This window comes from Stenotrophomonas sp. STEN022 (assembly GCF_056760155.1).
The window spans coordinates 1-14,647 of record NZ_JBRREG010000104.1 but is presented as its reverse complement, the minus strand read 5'-3'; the positions used below and the strand labels follow the sequence as shown (position 1 = coordinate 14,647).

11 protein-coding genes are annotated in these 14,647 nt (G+C 65.0%); 5 read left to right on the top strand and 6 right to left on the bottom strand.

Going from position 1 to position 14,647, the window contains the following annotated elements:
* Window positions 1-270: 270 nt before the first annotated feature.
* Window positions 271-2,088, bottom strand: coding sequence for a DUF885 domain-containing protein (locus tag ACVOMF_RS17825; protein ID WP_481510446.1), 1,818 nt, complete (start codon window positions 2,086-2,088; stop codon window positions 271-273).
* 219 nt (window positions 2,089-2,307) lie between these two features.
* Between ACVOMF_RS17825 and ACVOMF_RS17820 the strand changes: the two genes are divergently transcribed.
* On the top strand, window positions 2,308-3,576 hold the full coding sequence (locus ACVOMF_RS17820; RefSeq protein WP_481510445.1) for an amino acid permease: 1,269 nt from the start codon (window positions 2,308-2,310) through the stop codon (window positions 3,574-3,576).
* Between the two features lie 65 nt (window positions 3,577-3,641).
* On the opposite strand, the gene ACVOMF_RS17815 is transcribed toward ACVOMF_RS17820, so the two are convergent.
* Genes ACVOMF_RS17815 through ACVOMF_RS17795 form a run of 5 tightly spaced genes read right to left on the bottom strand, consistent with a single transcriptional unit; the run spans window position 3,642 to window position 10,179 of the window.
* The gene (locus ACVOMF_RS17815; protein ID WP_481510444.1) at window positions 3,642-5,138 is read right to left on the bottom strand and encodes an efflux transporter outer membrane subunit; all 1,497 of its coding nucleotides are present in this window, start codon (window positions 5,136-5,138) and stop codon (window positions 3,642-3,644) included.
* Window positions 5,139-5,148: 10 nt separating this feature from the next.
* Window positions 5,149-6,294 (bottom strand): ABC transporter permease, encoded by a 1,146-nt coding sequence (locus ACVOMF_RS17810; protein WP_481510443.1) that lies wholly within the window; start codon window positions 6,292-6,294, stop codon window positions 5,149-5,151.
* Between the two features lie 2 nt (window positions 6,295-6,296).
* Window positions 6,297-7,418: an ABC transporter permease gene (locus ACVOMF_RS17805; protein ID WP_481510442.1), complete on the bottom strand. Its 1,122-nt coding sequence runs from the start codon at window positions 7,416-7,418 to the stop codon at window positions 6,297-6,299.
* Window positions 7,418-9,178: an ATP-binding cassette domain-containing protein gene (locus ACVOMF_RS17800; protein WP_481510441.1), complete on the bottom strand. Its 1,761-nt coding sequence runs from the start codon at window positions 9,176-9,178 to the stop codon at window positions 7,418-7,420. The genes ACVOMF_RS17805 and ACVOMF_RS17800 overlap by 1 nt, the downstream gene beginning before the upstream one ends.
* Complete coding sequence (locus tag ACVOMF_RS17795; protein ID WP_481510440.1) at window positions 9,178-10,179, bottom strand: HlyD family secretion protein; 1,002 nt, start codon at window positions 10,177-10,179, stop codon at window positions 9,178-9,180. Before ACVOMF_RS17795 ends, ACVOMF_RS17800 begins: the two co-directional genes overlap by 1 nt.
* Before the next feature lie 110 nt (window positions 10,180-10,289).
* Between ACVOMF_RS17795 and ACVOMF_RS17790 the strand changes: the two genes are divergently transcribed.
* The 4 genes from ACVOMF_RS17790 (at window position 10,290) to ACVOMF_RS17775 (ending at window position 14,484) form a co-directional block, all read left to right on the top strand.
* A complete protein-coding gene (locus ACVOMF_RS17790; RefSeq protein WP_481510439.1) occupies window positions 10,290-10,976 on the top strand; it encodes a TetR/AcrR family transcriptional regulator in 687 nt (228 codons plus the stop codon).
* A 151-nt stretch (window positions 10,977-11,127) separates the two neighbouring features.
* Window positions 11,128-11,397 (top strand): flagellar biosynthetic protein FliQ, encoded by a 270-nt coding sequence (locus ACVOMF_RS17785; RefSeq protein ID WP_481510438.1) that lies wholly within the window; start codon window positions 11,128-11,130, stop codon window positions 11,395-11,397.
* Window positions 11,398-11,401: 4 nt separating this feature from the next.
* Window positions 11,402-12,193 (top strand): flagellar biosynthetic protein FliR, encoded by a 792-nt coding sequence (gene fliR, locus ACVOMF_RS17780; protein ID WP_481510437.1) that lies wholly within the window; start codon window positions 11,402-11,404, stop codon window positions 12,191-12,193.
* 170 nt (window positions 12,194-12,363) lie between these two features.
* Window positions 12,364-14,484, top strand: coding sequence for a putative bifunctional diguanylate cyclase/phosphodiesterase (locus ACVOMF_RS17775; RefSeq protein ID WP_481510436.1), 2,121 nt, complete (start codon window positions 12,364-12,366; stop codon window positions 14,482-14,484).
* The last annotated feature ends 163 nt before the right edge of the window (window positions 14,485-14,647 follow it).

The following is a 14,647-nucleotide window of genomic DNA, read 5'->3' as shown; positions in this document are numbered from 1 at the left end:
CCCCGGGGGCGCGGTGCAGCCCCCCCCAAAAAAAAACCCAGGCCGCCCGCCTCCTTGCTCGGCTGCTCTTTCCGGGGGTCCCCCTGCCCCCCCAGGGCCCCGCCACTACGCTCCTGCTCCCTCCCTTTTACCAACGGCCAAGGGGAGGGGGTGGCTCTTTGCAGTAATGCCCGATGCCGAGCATGGCTCGGCACTACATTGGGGTTGCTGGAGTGCTGGTGAAGCCCATGCCGAGCATGGCTCGGCACTACACGTAAGCGGCTGCGCCGCTTACTTGGACTTCTCGGCAATCCAGGCGTTGACCTTCTCGTCGAGCACGTCCAGCGGTACCGAGCCGTCCTTCAGCACTTCGGCATGGAACTCGCGGATGTCGAACTTGGCACCCAGCTTGTCCTGCGCGCGCTTGCGCAGCTCCTGGATCTTCAGTTCACCGGTCTTGTACGCCAATGCCTGGCCCGGCCATGCGATGTAACGCTCGGCTTCGGCAACCGCATCCGGCTCGCTCACCGAGGAGTTGGCGAACATGTAGTCCAGCACCTGCTGGCGAGTCCAGCCCTTGGAGTGCAGGCCGGTGTCCACCACCAGACGCACTGCGCGCCACAGCTCGCCCTGCAGGCGGCCGAAGTAGCTGTACGGGTCCGTGTAGACGCCCAGGTCCTTGCCCAGGCTTTCGGCATACAGGCCCCAGCCTTCGATGAAGGCGGTTTCGCCACCGAAGCGCCGGAACGCAGGCACGCCCTTCAGTTCCTGCTGCAATGCCAGCTGGAAGTGATGGCCCGGGATGGCTTCATGCAGGAACAGGTCTTCGGCGTCCCAGGTCTTGCGCGTCGGCAAGTCGTAGGTGTTGACGTAGAAGATGCCCGGGCGGCTGCCGTCTTCGCTGGGCTGCATGTACTCGCCGCCTGCGGCCGACTTGGCACGGAATGCCTCGATCGGGCGGATCTCGAAACCGGCCTTCGGGGTCAGCGAGAACAGCTTGGGCACGTTCGCGTTGATCTTGGCTTCCAGCCCGCGGTAGTGCTCCAGCAGTTCCGGCTCGGACTTGAACTCGAACTGCTTGTCTTTCTGCATGAAGGTAAAGAATTCCTGCAGCGAGCCCTTGAAGCCCACTTCGGCCATCACCTTCTGGATTTCACCATGGATGCGCGCCACTTCAGCCAGCCCGATCTCGTGGATCTGCTCCGGGGTCTGCGCGGTGGTGGTGCTCTGCTTGGCGTTGAAGGCGTACCACGCCTTACCGTCCGGCAAGGAATCCAGGCCGACCGTGTCGCGGGTGGCCGGCAGGTATTCGTTGGCGATGAAGTCACGCTGCTGCTTGATCGCCGGCATCAGCTTGTCGTTGATCACACTGCGGAAGGCTTCGGTCAGGCGATCCTTGTCGGCCTGCGGGAAGTCGGCCGGAAGCAACTTGATTGGCCCCCAGAACTGGCTGTCCTCGGCCTTGGCAGTGATGATTTCATCGAACTGCGGCACCACTTTCTCCATCAACACGCGCGGCTGCACCACGCCGGCCTTGATGCCTTCCCGCATGTTGGCGTTCTCGGTTTCCAGCAGTACCGGAATGCGCGCCGCACGCGCCAACCAGTTGTCGTAATCCTTGACCGTCTTGAACGGCTGCGCCACCTGGCCCGAACCCAGCATCACCGCATAGCTGACGGTCGAGCCCATCTGATTCACCGGCATCATCCAGGTCGGGAACTTCTCTCCTTCCAGCGACTGCTTCTGCTCTTCAACGAAGATGCGGTAGCTGAGCAGGTCCTGCCCGGTCAGCCCGGCATCGCCGATCTTCTCGGCCTTGCCCAGCCATTCCTGGGTGAAGTCGTGGCTCTGCTTGCGGAACTCGGCCGAGCCGAAGTCCGGCAGCTGGTCGTTGTAACGGTTGTCGCCCTGGAAGGTGGCCTGCAGCGGGTTCAGCTTGAGCACGCCTTCCCAGTAGTCGGCATAGAGCTGGTTCAGCTGCGCGGCCTTGTCGGCCTGCGGCGCCTGCGCGGTGCTGTCACCAGCTGCTGGCTGCGATGACGGTGAACAGGCGGCCAGCACGGTGGCCAGGGAGAACGAAACGGCTAGCGCCAGCGGTCGAACGGTCATCGGGGGTGTCCAGAACAGGGAACAAGGCTGCCAGCGTCAGCGCTACTGTGCCCTGTCGAAAGGGCCAAAGGTCATTACCGGCAGGTTTCACATCGCGGTCCGGGCTGCAAACCGTCATAATCCCCACCCTGCTGCGGTCGCCACGGGCGCCTGCCACCTTTTCTCACGCTCTCGCGGGGCATCCGTACTCCGGCGCGAGCCTTTGCCGTTGCTGTATTTATGACTACTTCGCGTCGCCCGCTGGGCTTCTGGTCCGCCACCGCCCTGGTTGTGGGCAGCATGATCGGCTCGGGCACCTTTTTGTTGCCAGCCACCCTCGCCCCCTACGGCGCGGCAACCCTGATCGGTTGGAGCATCACCCTGTGCGGCGCGCTGCTGCTGGCGGTCACCTTTGCCCAGCTGGCAAAACGCTGGCCCCAGACTGGCGGCCCCTACGTGTTCGCCCGCAACGCCTTTGGCGAGCTGCCCGGCTTTCTGGTCGCCTGGAGCTACTGGATCTCAATGTGGTGTGCGATTGCCGCCATCGCCGTCGCCTTCGCCGGCAGCATTGGCGCCATCTTTCCTGCCCTGACCGCCACCCCGGTGCGCGCTGCGGCCTGCGGCCTGATCGCGCTTTGGCTGTGCGCTGGCGTCAACCTGATTGGTGTGCGCGAGGCCGGACGCCTGCAGCTGGCAACCACTGTATTGAAAGTCGTCCCACTGCTGATGTTCGGCCTGGTCGCGCTGTGGCTGGTGGATACCAGCCACTACGTACCGTTCAATCCTTCCGGCGAATCGCTGGGCAGCGTTGCCGCCGCCACCGTGGCGCTGACCCTGTGGGCGATGATCGGCCTGGAGGCCGCCACGGTCCCGGCCGAGTCGGTCGACGACGCACCGCGCACCGTCGCCCGTGCCACCGTCGCCGGCACCGCCATCGCCGGTATCGCTACCGTGCTTGCCTGCACCACCGTCCTTGGCCTGCTGCCTGCTGATGTGCTGGCCAGCTCCAGCGCGCCGATGGCCGATGCCGCCGCCGCCTTGTGGGGGCCAACCGCCGGGATGCTGCTGGCGGTGGTGATGGCCATCTCCTGCGTCGGCGCACTGAACGGCTGGACCCTGCTGGCAGCACAGCTGCCGATGGCGGCTGCCCGCGATGGCGTGCTGCCGCGCGCCTTTGCCCACGAGAACAAGCGCGGTGCGCCGGTCTTCGGCGTCATCGTCAGCTGCCTGCTGGCCACCGTGCTGGTGATCTGCAACTACAACCGCTCGCTGGTGGACCTGTTCAAGTTCTCGGTGCTGCTGTCCACCGCCGCCACCCTGCTGCCCTACCTGGCCGGTGCTGCCGCATGGTTGTGGCGGGGCAGCGGTATTGCTTCGCGCATCGCCGCTGCTGGCGCGTTGATCTTCAGCCTGTATGCGATTGCCGGCATCGGCAGCGAGGCCCTGTTATGGGGCGTGGCACTGATCGTAGCGGGCCTGCCGATCTACTTCTGGTTACGCCGACGCTGATCGGCGCATCCGGAAACCTGCGCCAGACTGCGGGTTCCCGATTGGGTGAGTACCGCTTCCGCCACTCACCCACCTGCCGGCTGCGTGTTTCCTAGAGCCTTGTTGACCGCGACAAACTGGCTACGCAGCAGTGCCTCGCCATCCACCAGGTCACGCCGCGTCTGCAGATAGCCTCTGCGTGCATCCAGCACCGTCAGGAAATCGATCAGGCCAGCATCGTGGCGAGCCTGCGCGATCCTGTAAGCGTCCAACGTGGCCTGCTCGCGCACACGCAGCTGCGCGCGTTGCTGTTTGGCAGCGGCGTAGCCGTTCAGGGCATTGTCGATCTCCTGCCAGGCCTGCAGCACGGTCTTCTGGTAGGCCACAGCGGCTTCCTGCTGTTCCAGCTCACGCAGTTGCACCACACTCTTGCGCCGACCGTGATCGAACAGTGGCAGGTTCAGCACCGGGCCGATCGACCAGGTGCGGCTGCCCCAGTCCGAGAACTCACCGGATAGATACGACTCGTAGCCGAACTTGGCACCAAGTCGGATGCTGGGATACAGATCCGCCTGGGCAACACCGACGCTGGCCGTCGCCTGTTGCAGGCGCGCCTGCGCGGCGCGTATGTCCGGGCGCCGCTGCGCCACCTCCGATGGCAGGCCCAGCGACAGATCCGGCAACGCGTCGCTGGCGGCGACCACAGGCGCTGCAAGCAGGGCGCGCAGTGCACCGGGGCGCTCGCCGAGCAATAGCGCGAGTTGGTTGCTACTGCTGGCTTCCTCGGCCAGCAGGCCGGGCAAGCGCGCACGTACCGCAGCCAGATCGGCCTGCTGACGGTCCAGATCCAGATGGTCCTGCAAGCCGCCGTCCACCCGCGCCTGCAGCAGCGACAGGCGTTCTTCCAATGCGGCAATGTCCTCGTGTGCCAGTTCGATCTGGCGCTGTGCGGCGCGCAACTGCACGTAGCTGCGCGCCACCTCGCTGCTGACACTCAACCTGGCCAGATCCAACAAAGCAGCCTGTTGCGCCACGCTGGCGTCGGCGGCCTCGATTGAACGCCGCACCCTGCCCCACAAGTCCAGCTCCCAGGATGCATCGAAGCCGGCCTGGTACAGATTGAATGGCTCGGCCAGCAGCTGTTTCAATGCGTCACTGTCACTGCTGAGGATGTCGAGCATGCGCGTGCCAGCACCGTTCTCGCTTTGGCGCTGGCGATTGACGCCTGCAGATGCGTTCACATCGACACCGCGCTGCGCGGCAACCGTGCGCCGCTGCACCCGCGCCTGGGCGAAGTGCAAGGCAGCCGTGCGCAGGTCCGGGCTCGCCCGCAAGGCCCGTTGTTGCAGTTCATCCAGGGTCGGGTCGGATAGCTGCGTCCACCACTCCGGCTGCAGCGCCTGCATACCGACGTCGGCATTTAGTGACGCGTCACCGCCCCGCCATTGCGTCCAGTCGGCAGGGGCCGCCGTGTCCGGACGCACGAAGTCCGGCCCGACCGCGCAGCCGCCAAGCATCAGGCCAGCAGCAAGCGGCGACAGCAGCAGCGGCACGTTCAACAGTGAGCGCAAATGGGGAGACATGGATCGCGTCCTAGGTAAGCCGATTGCGGAACAACCACGCCGCCAACGGCAAGGTGATCGCCGCCACCGCCAGCATGGGGATGAAGTTGAAGCCCACTTCCTGCAGGCCCGCCCCTTCCAGATAGACCCGTCGCACCAGATCGATGCCAAAGCGCAGCGGATTGGCATAGGTCGCCACCTGCAGCACCTTAGGCATGTTGGCCACCGGCGTCATCAAGCCCGACAACAGCATCAACGGCATGATCAACAGAAAGGTGTAGAGCATCGCCTGCTGCATGTTGGCGGCCACCGCTGAGATCGACAGGCCGATACCTACCGAGGCCACGGTGAACACTGCCAGCGCCAGGTACAGCACGCCCACCGAGCCGGCCATCGGGATCTGGAACCAGAAACGGATGATCAGCAGGATGATGGTGGACTGCACCAGCCCCACCAGAATCGACGGCAAGGCCTTGCCGATCAGGATCTGCATCGGCGTCAGCGGCGTGACCAGCAATTGATCGAAGGTGCCCTGCTCACGTTCGCGCGCCACCGACAAGGCTGCGATCAACAGGGTCTGCAACATGCTCAGCGCGGCGATCAACGCTGGCATCAGCTGCCAGCGCGACTCCAGGTTGGGGTTGTACCAGCTGCGTGTGACCAGCTGCACCGTCTGCCCGCCGGCGGCACCCGTCTGGTTCAACTGCGCTCGACTGGATTGTTCCCGATTGAAGTCGGCGACGATGGAGCCGATGTAGCCGGCAGCGGCACCCGCGGTGGTGGAGTTGCGGCCATCCATGATCAACTGCAACGGTGCACTCTGCCCAGCGGCCAGTCGCTGCTCGAAATCAGCTGGAATGCTGATCACCAGCAACACTTCATTGGCGTCGATCACGCCAGCAATCTGCGCCGATGAAGCCAACGTTGCCGTGCGCTCGAACATGCCCGCGCCATCCATCCGCGAAAGCAACTCGGTCGACGCCTGGCCGCCGCTGAGGTCGAGCACCGCGTACGGCACATGGCGCAGATCGAAGGTCGCGCCGTAGCCAAACAACAACGCCTGCATCAGCGCCGGCATGAACAGCATGGCGCGGCTGGAGGACTCTTTCAGCAGGGTGATCAGCTCCTTCCTGCACAGGAAGGCAATACGCCTGAAATAGATGGCGATAGCGTCCATGCCTATACCAGCCTCTTGCGCAGCTTGGAGCTGGTGGCCGCAAACAGCAACAGCGCATAAAGCAACAGGATGGCCGACTTCTGCAGGAACAACGGCCAGTTGTCGCCAGTCAGGAACAGCGACTTGATCAGCCCCATGAAATGCGTGGCCGGCAGCAACTGGCTGATGACCTGCACCGCGACCGGCATGTTGCGCAGGTCGAATACGAAGCCGGACAGCATCATCGCCGGCATGAAACTGGTCAGCAGTGCCACCTGGCTGGCCTGGAACTGGTTGCGGGTCAGTGCCGAAATGAACAGGCCCAGCAGCAGCGACACCGTCAGGTAGAGCAGCGAGCTGACCACGATCGCCAACACCGAGCCGCGCATCGGCACCTCGAACAGAAAGCGCGCAGTCAGCAGGCAGATCGCCAGATTGATCGCGCCGATGCCGAGATACGGCAGCAGCTTTGCCAGCACCATTTCGGTCGGTCGTACCGGCGTGACGAACAAGGCTTCCAAGGTGCCACGCTCCCATTCGCGCGCAACCAGCAGCGAGGTCAGGAAGGCACCGATCAAGGTCATCACCAGAACGATCAAGCCAGGCACCAGATACCAGGTGCTGGTGCTTGCCTCGTTGAACCACATGCGCTGGACAACACTGACACCACCACCCACGCTGCTGCCGGCTTGCCTATCAAGCGTGGTTTGCAGCTGCGTCGCCAGCGCACCGCCCACATAGCCTTCCAGCGTACGCGCGGTGTTGGCATCCACGCCGTTGAGGATCAGCTGTACCTGCGCATTGCCCTCAGCCCTGCGCCGGCTGAAATCCACGGGCACGTGCACGATGCCGCCAACCTTGCCTTGCCGCATCAAGGCCACCGCGGCAGTCATGTCGCCGACCTGCACCGGCGCCAGATACGGTGAGCCCTGCAGCCCGGCAACCAGCGACTGTGTGGTCGGCGAGCGCTCGTCCAGCACCACCGCAACCGGTGCGTGGCTGACATCGAACGACAAGCCGTAACCAAACAGCAGGATCAGGGCCGCCGGCAACAACAGGCCCACCGCAAGACTGCTGCGTTCACGCAGCATCTGCCGGGTCTCCTTGCGCACCAGCGCCGATAGACGGGACAGGAACCCGGACATCACGCAGCCCTGTCACCGGCAGCGGCACTGCGCTGCGCGCGGCCCTGCTCGACGATGCCAATGAAAGCGGCATTCATGTCGATGCCGTCAGCGCCGGCCTGCTCGCGCACCTGCTGCGGCGTTCCCAGGGCCAGCAGTTCACCTGCGTCCTGGATGGCGATGCGATCGCAGTATTCCGCTTCCTCCATGAAATGGGTGGTGACGATGATGGTCACGCCCTGCTGCGCCAGCCCGGTGATGGTGCGCCAGAAAGCACGCCGCGCCAGTGGGTCGATGCCGCTGGTCGGTTCATCCAGGAACAGGATCTCCGGCGCATGCAGCAAGCCCACCGCCATTGCCAGTCGCTGTTTGTAGCCTGCAGGCAAGTCGCCACTGCGCGCATCCGCCTGCAGGTCGAAGCGTTTGATGGCATCGGCAACACGCCCGCGCAGTTGCGTGCCGCCCAGACCATAGGCACCACCGAAGAACTCCAGGTTCTCACGCACACTCAAATTGGCGTACAGCGCGAATTTCTGCGAGACATAGCCGATGCGTGCGCGGGCCTGGGCTCGGGCAGTGCGCAGATTCAGACCAGCCACTTCCAGATGCCCACTGCTGGCCGGCAACAGACCGCAGAGCATGCGGAAGGTAGTGGTCTTGCCGGCACCATTGGGGCCGAGCAGGCCAAAGATCTCGCCGCGATGCACATCGAAACTGGTGCTGGCCACGGCGGTGAAATCACCGAAGCGGCGCACCAGATCGCGCACCACGATGACCGGCGCATCATCCTGCGGGATCTTGCTTGCTGCGACCTCGGCCGCCGGCAATGATGCTGGAGCCTCCTGCGCACGCAGCAGCATCATGAAGGCGTCTTCCAACTCCGCCGGGCGCCGGCTCGGCTGCTCGCCTTGCAGCACTGCAGCGATATCCGACGGCGCCACACCAGGCTGCAGGATGAAACGTACGGAACCGGCACGCGGCACCGCATCCAGCACGTGGCGACTATCGTCGATCAGCTGTGCCTGCAGGTCACGCGGCCGCAGCGGCGGCACTGGGGCCACCGCCCAGGTCAGGCCCTGCGCCTCGCCGGTCAGCGCGGCAGGTTTGCCTTGCGCCAACAGGCGCCCCTGATGCAGCACGAAGATCTGCTCGCAGCGCTCAGCCTCGTCCATGTAGGCCGTGCTGACCAGCACGCTGAGCTGCTCCTCCTGCACCAGTTGCTGGATGATCTTCCACAGTTCGCGCCGCGACAGTGGATCCACGCCGACACTGGGCTCGTCCAGCAACAACAGCTGCGGTGAACGCACCAGGGTGCAGGCCAGGCCCAGCTTCTGCTTCATGCCACCTGACAACTTGCCGGCCGGGCGTTGCCTGAATGCAGCCAGGTCGGTCATCTGCAACAGGCGTTCGAAGCGCGCATGGCGTTCGTCCGCAGGCACACCATGCAGATCCGCGTACAGATCCAGGTTCTCCTGCACGCTGAGGTCTTCATACAGGCCAAAGCGCTGCGGCATGTAGCTGATGCGATCCTGCACCTGCTGCGGCTGCCGTGCCACGTCATGCCCCAGCACCTGCAACTGGCCAGAATCGGCGGGCAGCAAGCCGGCAACCATGCGCAGAAAGGTGGTCTTGCCCGCACCATCCGGCCCAACCAGTGCCGTCAGCTCGCCCTTGCGCACGCTCAGGGAAACCCCGGCCAGCGCCTCCATCTGCCCGCCACCGGCGGCCGGAAAACACTTGCGCAGGTCGACCGCGACAACCGTGGCAGTCGCCGCATCCATCAGCGCGCCGTCTCCTGCAGGCGCACGCTCACCGGCTGGCCCATGCGCAGCTGATCCTGCGGATCCTCCACTACCACGCGCACTTCATAGACCAGGCTGGTGCGCAGCTCTTCGGTCTGTACGGACTTCGGGGTGAATTCGGCCACCGAGGAGATGAAGCCGACCGTGCCGGTCACTGGCTTGTCGGGGTGGCTATCGCTTGTCACCTGCGCAAGCTGCCCGCTGCGGATACGACCGAGCTCGGTCTCGCTGGCAAACACCCGTACCCACTTCGGCTGCGTCAACGCCAGCGCGAACGCCGCGCGTTGCGGACCGGCCATGTCGCCGACTTCCACCAGCCGCGAGCGCACCACTGCCGCCACCGGCGCCTTCAGCTGGCCTTGCGCGATCTGGTGCAGCAGCAAGGCGAGCTGGGCGTCGGCCGCCTGCAATTGCGCCTCGGCTGCTGCGATGTCTTCCTTGCGCGGGCCTTGCTGCACCAGCGCCAGTGCCTGTTGCTGCAGTTCGGCAGTTGCTGCCGCCACTTTCGCCACGCTACGCGCGCGGTCCATCTCCTGCGCACTTACGCCACGACCGTCCGTCGCGCTGGCCACGCCCTGCAGGCGCTGCAGGTCCTGCGCTGCGCGCGCTGCATCGGCCTGCGCTGCAGCCAGCTGGCTCCTGGCCTGCACGACTTCCTGCGGCCGCGCGCCGTTGTGCAGCCGCGCCACTGTCTGCCGCTGCGTCTCTACCTGTGCCTTGGCTTGATCTGCCTGCAGTTGCAGGGTGCGGGTGTCGAGCGTGGCCAGCACATCGCCGGCCTTGACCTTGTCGCCTTCCTCCACCCGCACCTCCTGCACCCGGCCATTGCCATCGAAGGCAAGCGCCACCTGGCGGATGTCCACATTGCCCTGCAACTGCAGCGCACCGCCTACCGGCTTGTCTCTGCTGCTGCACCACCACAGCAGCAGCGCGCTCAACACCGTGACGGCGACCACCACGACAAGGACGGGCTTCTTCATCAGGACGCTTCCGCAAGCAGGACTAGACCTGCCGAACAGCCTAGTTCAAATTAAATTTAATTTAAAGTAGTTCCGGTCAGGGCGATGAAGCAGGCTAAACTTGCCACGCAATGAGCACACAGAAAACCACCCCCCGTGGTCCACGCACCGACGGCGAGGCCACCCGTGCCCGCCTGCTGGAGGCGGCCGGCCAGCTGTTCTCGCAACAGGGCTTTGCCGAAACCACCAGCAAGGCTGTGGCCCAGCTGGCTGCTGCCGATCTGGCATCCATCAACTACCACTTCGGCAGCCGCAACGGTCTGTACCAGGCCGTGCTGCTGGAAGCCCACCGGCAGCTGCTTGATCTTGACGACCTGCAACGCATCGCCAGCAGCGCATTGAGCGCGGAGCAGCGCCTGTACGAACTGCTGGCCGGCCTGGTCCAGCGCGCCCAGCAGCCCGAGGCCTGGGCACCACGTGTGCTGGCCCGCGAACTGTTGGCGCCATCCTCGCATCTACAGGTGCTGATGGAAGAAGCGGTTCCGCCGAAGATGATGGCGGTGGCGCAGATCCTCAGCGAAATCTCTGGCATCCCAGCTGACGAGCCGGCGCTATTCCGCTGCCTGCTGAGTGTCGCCGCGCCCTGCATGATGCTGATCGTGATCGGCCGTGGCGTGCCCGGCCCGCTGCAAGCAGTGGTGCAAGGCCCATCACAACCGCTGCTGGCACATCTGCATCGGTTTGCGATCGCGGGCCTGCAGGCGGTTGGTGAGGACTACCGCAGCAAGCCAACAGCAAAGAATGTGGGAGCGGTGTAAGCCGCGACGCTGGGCTTGTTCGGCCGGTGATAGGGATTCGATCTGCTAGACCATCAGCTTCGCGGCTTACGCCGCTCCTCCAAAAGCACGTCGCCGCCCCGCCAAAAACCCGCCGCCAGTGCTGTGGCACCGCTCTTGCATCTGCCCCGCCATGAGTCCCGAACTTGCCCTCACCGAACTCCGCGGCGGCCTGGTTGCCACCTTGTGGGTCGCCGGTCCGCTGTTGCTTGTCGTACTGGTCGTCGGCGTGGTGGTCGGCGTGATCCAGGCCGCCACCCAGATCAACGAGCCCACCATCGCCTTTGTCGCCAAGGCCGCGGCCCTGACCGCAGCGCTGTTTGCGCTGGGCAGCCTGCTGCTAGGCCACCTGGTCGAGTTCACCGTCATGCTGTTCCAGCGCATTCCGCACCTGATCGGCTAGCGTAGTGGACTCCGTCACCCAGACAGTCATCGACGGCCAGCAGGCCTTTGCCATCATCGGCAATACCCTGTGGATCATGCTGCGCATCGGCGCGATGCTGATGGCCATGCCGATGATCGGCACCCGCGCGGTACCGGCGCGGGTGCGGGCGCTGTTGGCGGTGGCACTGTCCGTGGCACTGTCCCCGGTCCTGCCGCCGGTGCCGATCTTCAACGGCTTTGACTCGATGACCGTGCTCAGCATCCTGCGCGAAGTAGCTGTGGGGGTCAGTATTGGCTTCCTGCTACGGCTGATCTTCGAAGCCGGCGCCATGGCCGGCGAAATGATCGCGCAGAGCACCGGTCTGGCCTTCGCACAGATGGCCGACCCGATGCGCGGCGGCAGTTCCGGCGTGATCGGGCAATGGTTCTACCTGATGTTCGGCCTGCTGTTCTTCGCCAGCAATGGCCATCTGGCGCTGATTTCGTTGCTGGTGGACAGCTACAAGGCACTGCCCATCGGCACCGCCCTGCCCGATCCGCATGCAGTCGCCACGCTGGCGCCGACCCTGGCCCTGCAGATTTTCCGTGGTGCACTGTCACTGGCGCTGCCGTTGGTGGTGGCGATGCTGGCGATCAATCTGGTCTTTGGCGTCCTTTCCCGCGCAGCACCGGCACTCAATCCCATGCAGTTGGGCCTGCCGGTTGCCCTGCTGCTTGGCCTGGCACTGCTTACCTTGCTGGCCGGGGAAATGGGGCCGCCGGTACAGCGCCTGTTCGACACCGCCTTTGATACGGCACGGCAAGTGACAATGTGACGCCCTACACAGCTCACGTTTTTGGATTTCACATTGCCTGAAGGCCCTCTTGCCGGTTCCCCTATACCGGTGGATAGTCCGGGGTACAGCACGGACCGCAGGGGAATGCGGAACCGGGTACGACATCTCGCTTCCGCGACCGCGGCGCGACAACCTTAGGGAGAGGTTTGATGCTCGTTGGCAGCTACAACCCGTTGTTTGTCGTGCTGTCGATCCTGGTGGCAATCCTCGCCTCGTTCACGGCGCTGGACATGGCCTCACGGGTATCCGCCTCGCAACCACGCCGCGCCGCAGCCCGCTGGCTGTTGGCCGGCGGCGTCGCCATGGGTGCGGGCATCTGGTCGATGCACTTTGTCGGCATGCTGGCCTTCCGCCTGCCAATCCCATTGGGCTACGACCTGTGGCTGACCGTTGAGTCGTTGCTGGTCGCGGTTGCCGCCTCGATATTTGCCTTGTGGCTGGTCTCGCGCCCAACCCTTCCCCACCTGCGACTGGCACTGGGTGCGCTGCTGATGGGCCTGGGCATTGCCTGGATGCATTACGTCGGCATGTCGGCACTGAAGATGAACCCGGAGATCGACTATGACCGGGTCTGGTTTGTGCTTTCGATCGTGATTGCGGTTGGCGCCTCATGGAGTGCGCTGTACATCGCCTTCCGCCTGCGCACCGTCGAACACGCCCTGCCGCCGCGATTGATCGCCGCCGCGGTGATGGGCCTGGCCATCGTCGGCATGCACTACACCGGCATGGCGGCGGCACGCTTCCCCGCCAACTCCGTCTGCACGGCCGCCACCACCGGCGGCGTTCCTACCGAATGGCTGGCTGCCTGCGTGGTGCTGCTGACCGTTGGCGTGATGGGCGTGGTACTGACCATTTCCCTGTTCGAGCAGCGCATGCAGGCGCGTTTGCTGCATCTACGCAATTCCATGCTGTCGGCCTCGCTGGACGATGCCCGCAAGGAGTTGTTCCATGCCAGCCAGCACGACTCGCTGACCCGCCTGCCCAACCGCCAGCTCTCGCATGAGCGCATCGAACAGCTGTTGCAGGGCAGCCAACCCTTCGTGGTGATGTCCATCGACCTGGATGGCTTTCGCCATATCAATGGCGCGTTCGGCTCGCAGACCGGCGATGCTGCACTGGTCGACATCGGCGAACGCCTGCGCCAGTTGCTTCCAGCCGATGACCTGGTCGGCCGCCTTGGTGGCGATCAGTTCGTCATTGCCAGCCAGCTCAGGCATGCCGAGGAACTTGCCTCGCTGGCCGACCGCATCATGATGGCGGTCAATTCCGTGCGCGTTGCTGGGCGCGAACTGCGCATCACCGCCAGCCTGGGTATCGTCGAGCACCCGCAGGTCGGCAACACCGCCGCGCAGCTGATCGCCATGGCCGAGACCGCCATGGCCTATGCCAGGCAATCCGGGCGCAACACGCACGCGGTGTTCGCCGACTGGATGAACGACAACGTCGAGCAGGACCGGCGCCTGCTGGAAGACCTGCGCAAGGCGCTGGGAACCGCACAACTGTCGCTGCACTACCAGCCGCGCGTGCATGCCCACAGCGGCCGCATCAGCGGTGCCGAGGCGCTGATCCGCTGGCGCCACCCCGAGCACGGCTATGTACCGGCCGAGCGCATCATCCGGCTGACCGAGCAGAGCGACCTGATGGACGTGATCGGCAACTGGGTGCTGGATGAGGCCTGTCGGCAGATGCGCTGCTGGCAGGATGCCGGCAACAGCGAGTGGCGCGTGGCGGTCAACCTGTCGGGGCGCCAGCTGGGCTCGCCGAAGCTGATCGAGGATGTGCGCAGCGCGCTGGAACGCAACGATCTCGAGCCCTCGCGCCTGATTCTGGAGATCAGCGAAGGCGCGGTGATGCGTGACACCGACAACGCCATCGCGGTGCTGCGCAGCGTCGCCGCGCTCGGCGTTGGCATATCGATTGACGATTTCGGCATTGGCGTGTCCAGCCTGCTACACCTGAAACGTTTGCCCGCCACCGAGATCAAGATCGACCGCGCCTTCGTGCTGGCGTTGGAAGAGAGCGACGAGGACGTGGTGATCGTCTCGGCCATCGTCGCGCTTGGGCACGCGCTGAACATGGAGATCGTCGCCGAGGGCATCGAGACGCAGGGTCAGCGCTCCTATGTGGAACGGCTGGGCTGCGATCACCTGCAGGGCTACCTGCTCGGCCGCCCGGTCAGCGCGGAGAACTTCATGCGCCTGCACGGTGGCGACGCCCAGCATGCGGCACTGGAAGCGCGCCTGGCTTCGTTCAACACCAGCCAGGAGTAGGCCCGTAGTGCCGAGCCATGCTCGGCAGATGCATTGCAAGCAATCCCACTGTAGTGGGGGGGGGGGGGGGGGGGGGGGGGGGGGGGGGCGGGGGCGGGACGCCGCAGGCCGGGCGGCGCGCGGGGGGGGGGGCGGGGGGGGGGGGGTGCGGGGGTGGGGCGGG

What these genes read in the sequence shown, in the direction of transcription:
- ACVOMF_RS17805 (WP_481510442.1), bottom strand. Translation starts at nt 7,418, where the DNA reads ATGTCCGGGTTCCTGTCCCGTCTATCGGCGCTGGTGCGCAAGGAGACC.
- ACVOMF_RS17810 (WP_481510443.1), bottom strand. Translation starts at nt 6,294, where the DNA reads ATGGACGCTATCGCCATCTATTTCAGGCGTATTGCCTTCCTGTGCAGG.
- ACVOMF_RS17815 (WP_481510444.1), bottom strand. Translation starts at nt 5,138, where the DNA reads ATGTCTCCCCATTTGCGCTCACTGTTGAACGTGCCGCTGCTGCTGTCG.
- ACVOMF_RS17785 (WP_481510438.1), top strand. Translation starts at nt 11,128, where the DNA reads ATGAGTCCCGAACTTGCCCTCACCGAACTCCGCGGCGGCCTGGTTGCC.
- ACVOMF_RS17825 (WP_481510446.1), bottom strand. Translation starts at nt 2,088, where the DNA reads ATGACCGTTCGACCGCTGGCGCTAGCCGTTTCGTTCTCCCTGGCCACC.
- ACVOMF_RS17800 (WP_481510441.1), bottom strand. Translation starts at nt 9,178, where the DNA reads ATGGATGCGGCGACTGCCACGGTTGTCGCGGTCGACCTGCGCAAGTGT.
- ACVOMF_RS17790 (WP_481510439.1), top strand. Translation starts at nt 10,290, where the DNA reads ATGAGCACACAGAAAACCACCCCCCGTGGTCCACGCACCGACGGCGAG.
- ACVOMF_RS17820 (WP_481510445.1), top strand. Translation starts at nt 2,308, where the DNA reads ATGACTACTTCGCGTCGCCCGCTGGGCTTCTGGTCCGCCACCGCCCTG.
- ACVOMF_RS17775 (WP_481510436.1), top strand. Translation starts at nt 12,364, where the DNA reads ATGCTCGTTGGCAGCTACAACCCGTTGTTTGTCGTGCTGTCGATCCTG.
- ACVOMF_RS17795 (WP_481510440.1), bottom strand. Translation starts at nt 10,179, where the DNA reads ATGAAGAAGCCCGTCCTTGTCGTGGTGGTCGCCGTCACGGTGTTGAGC.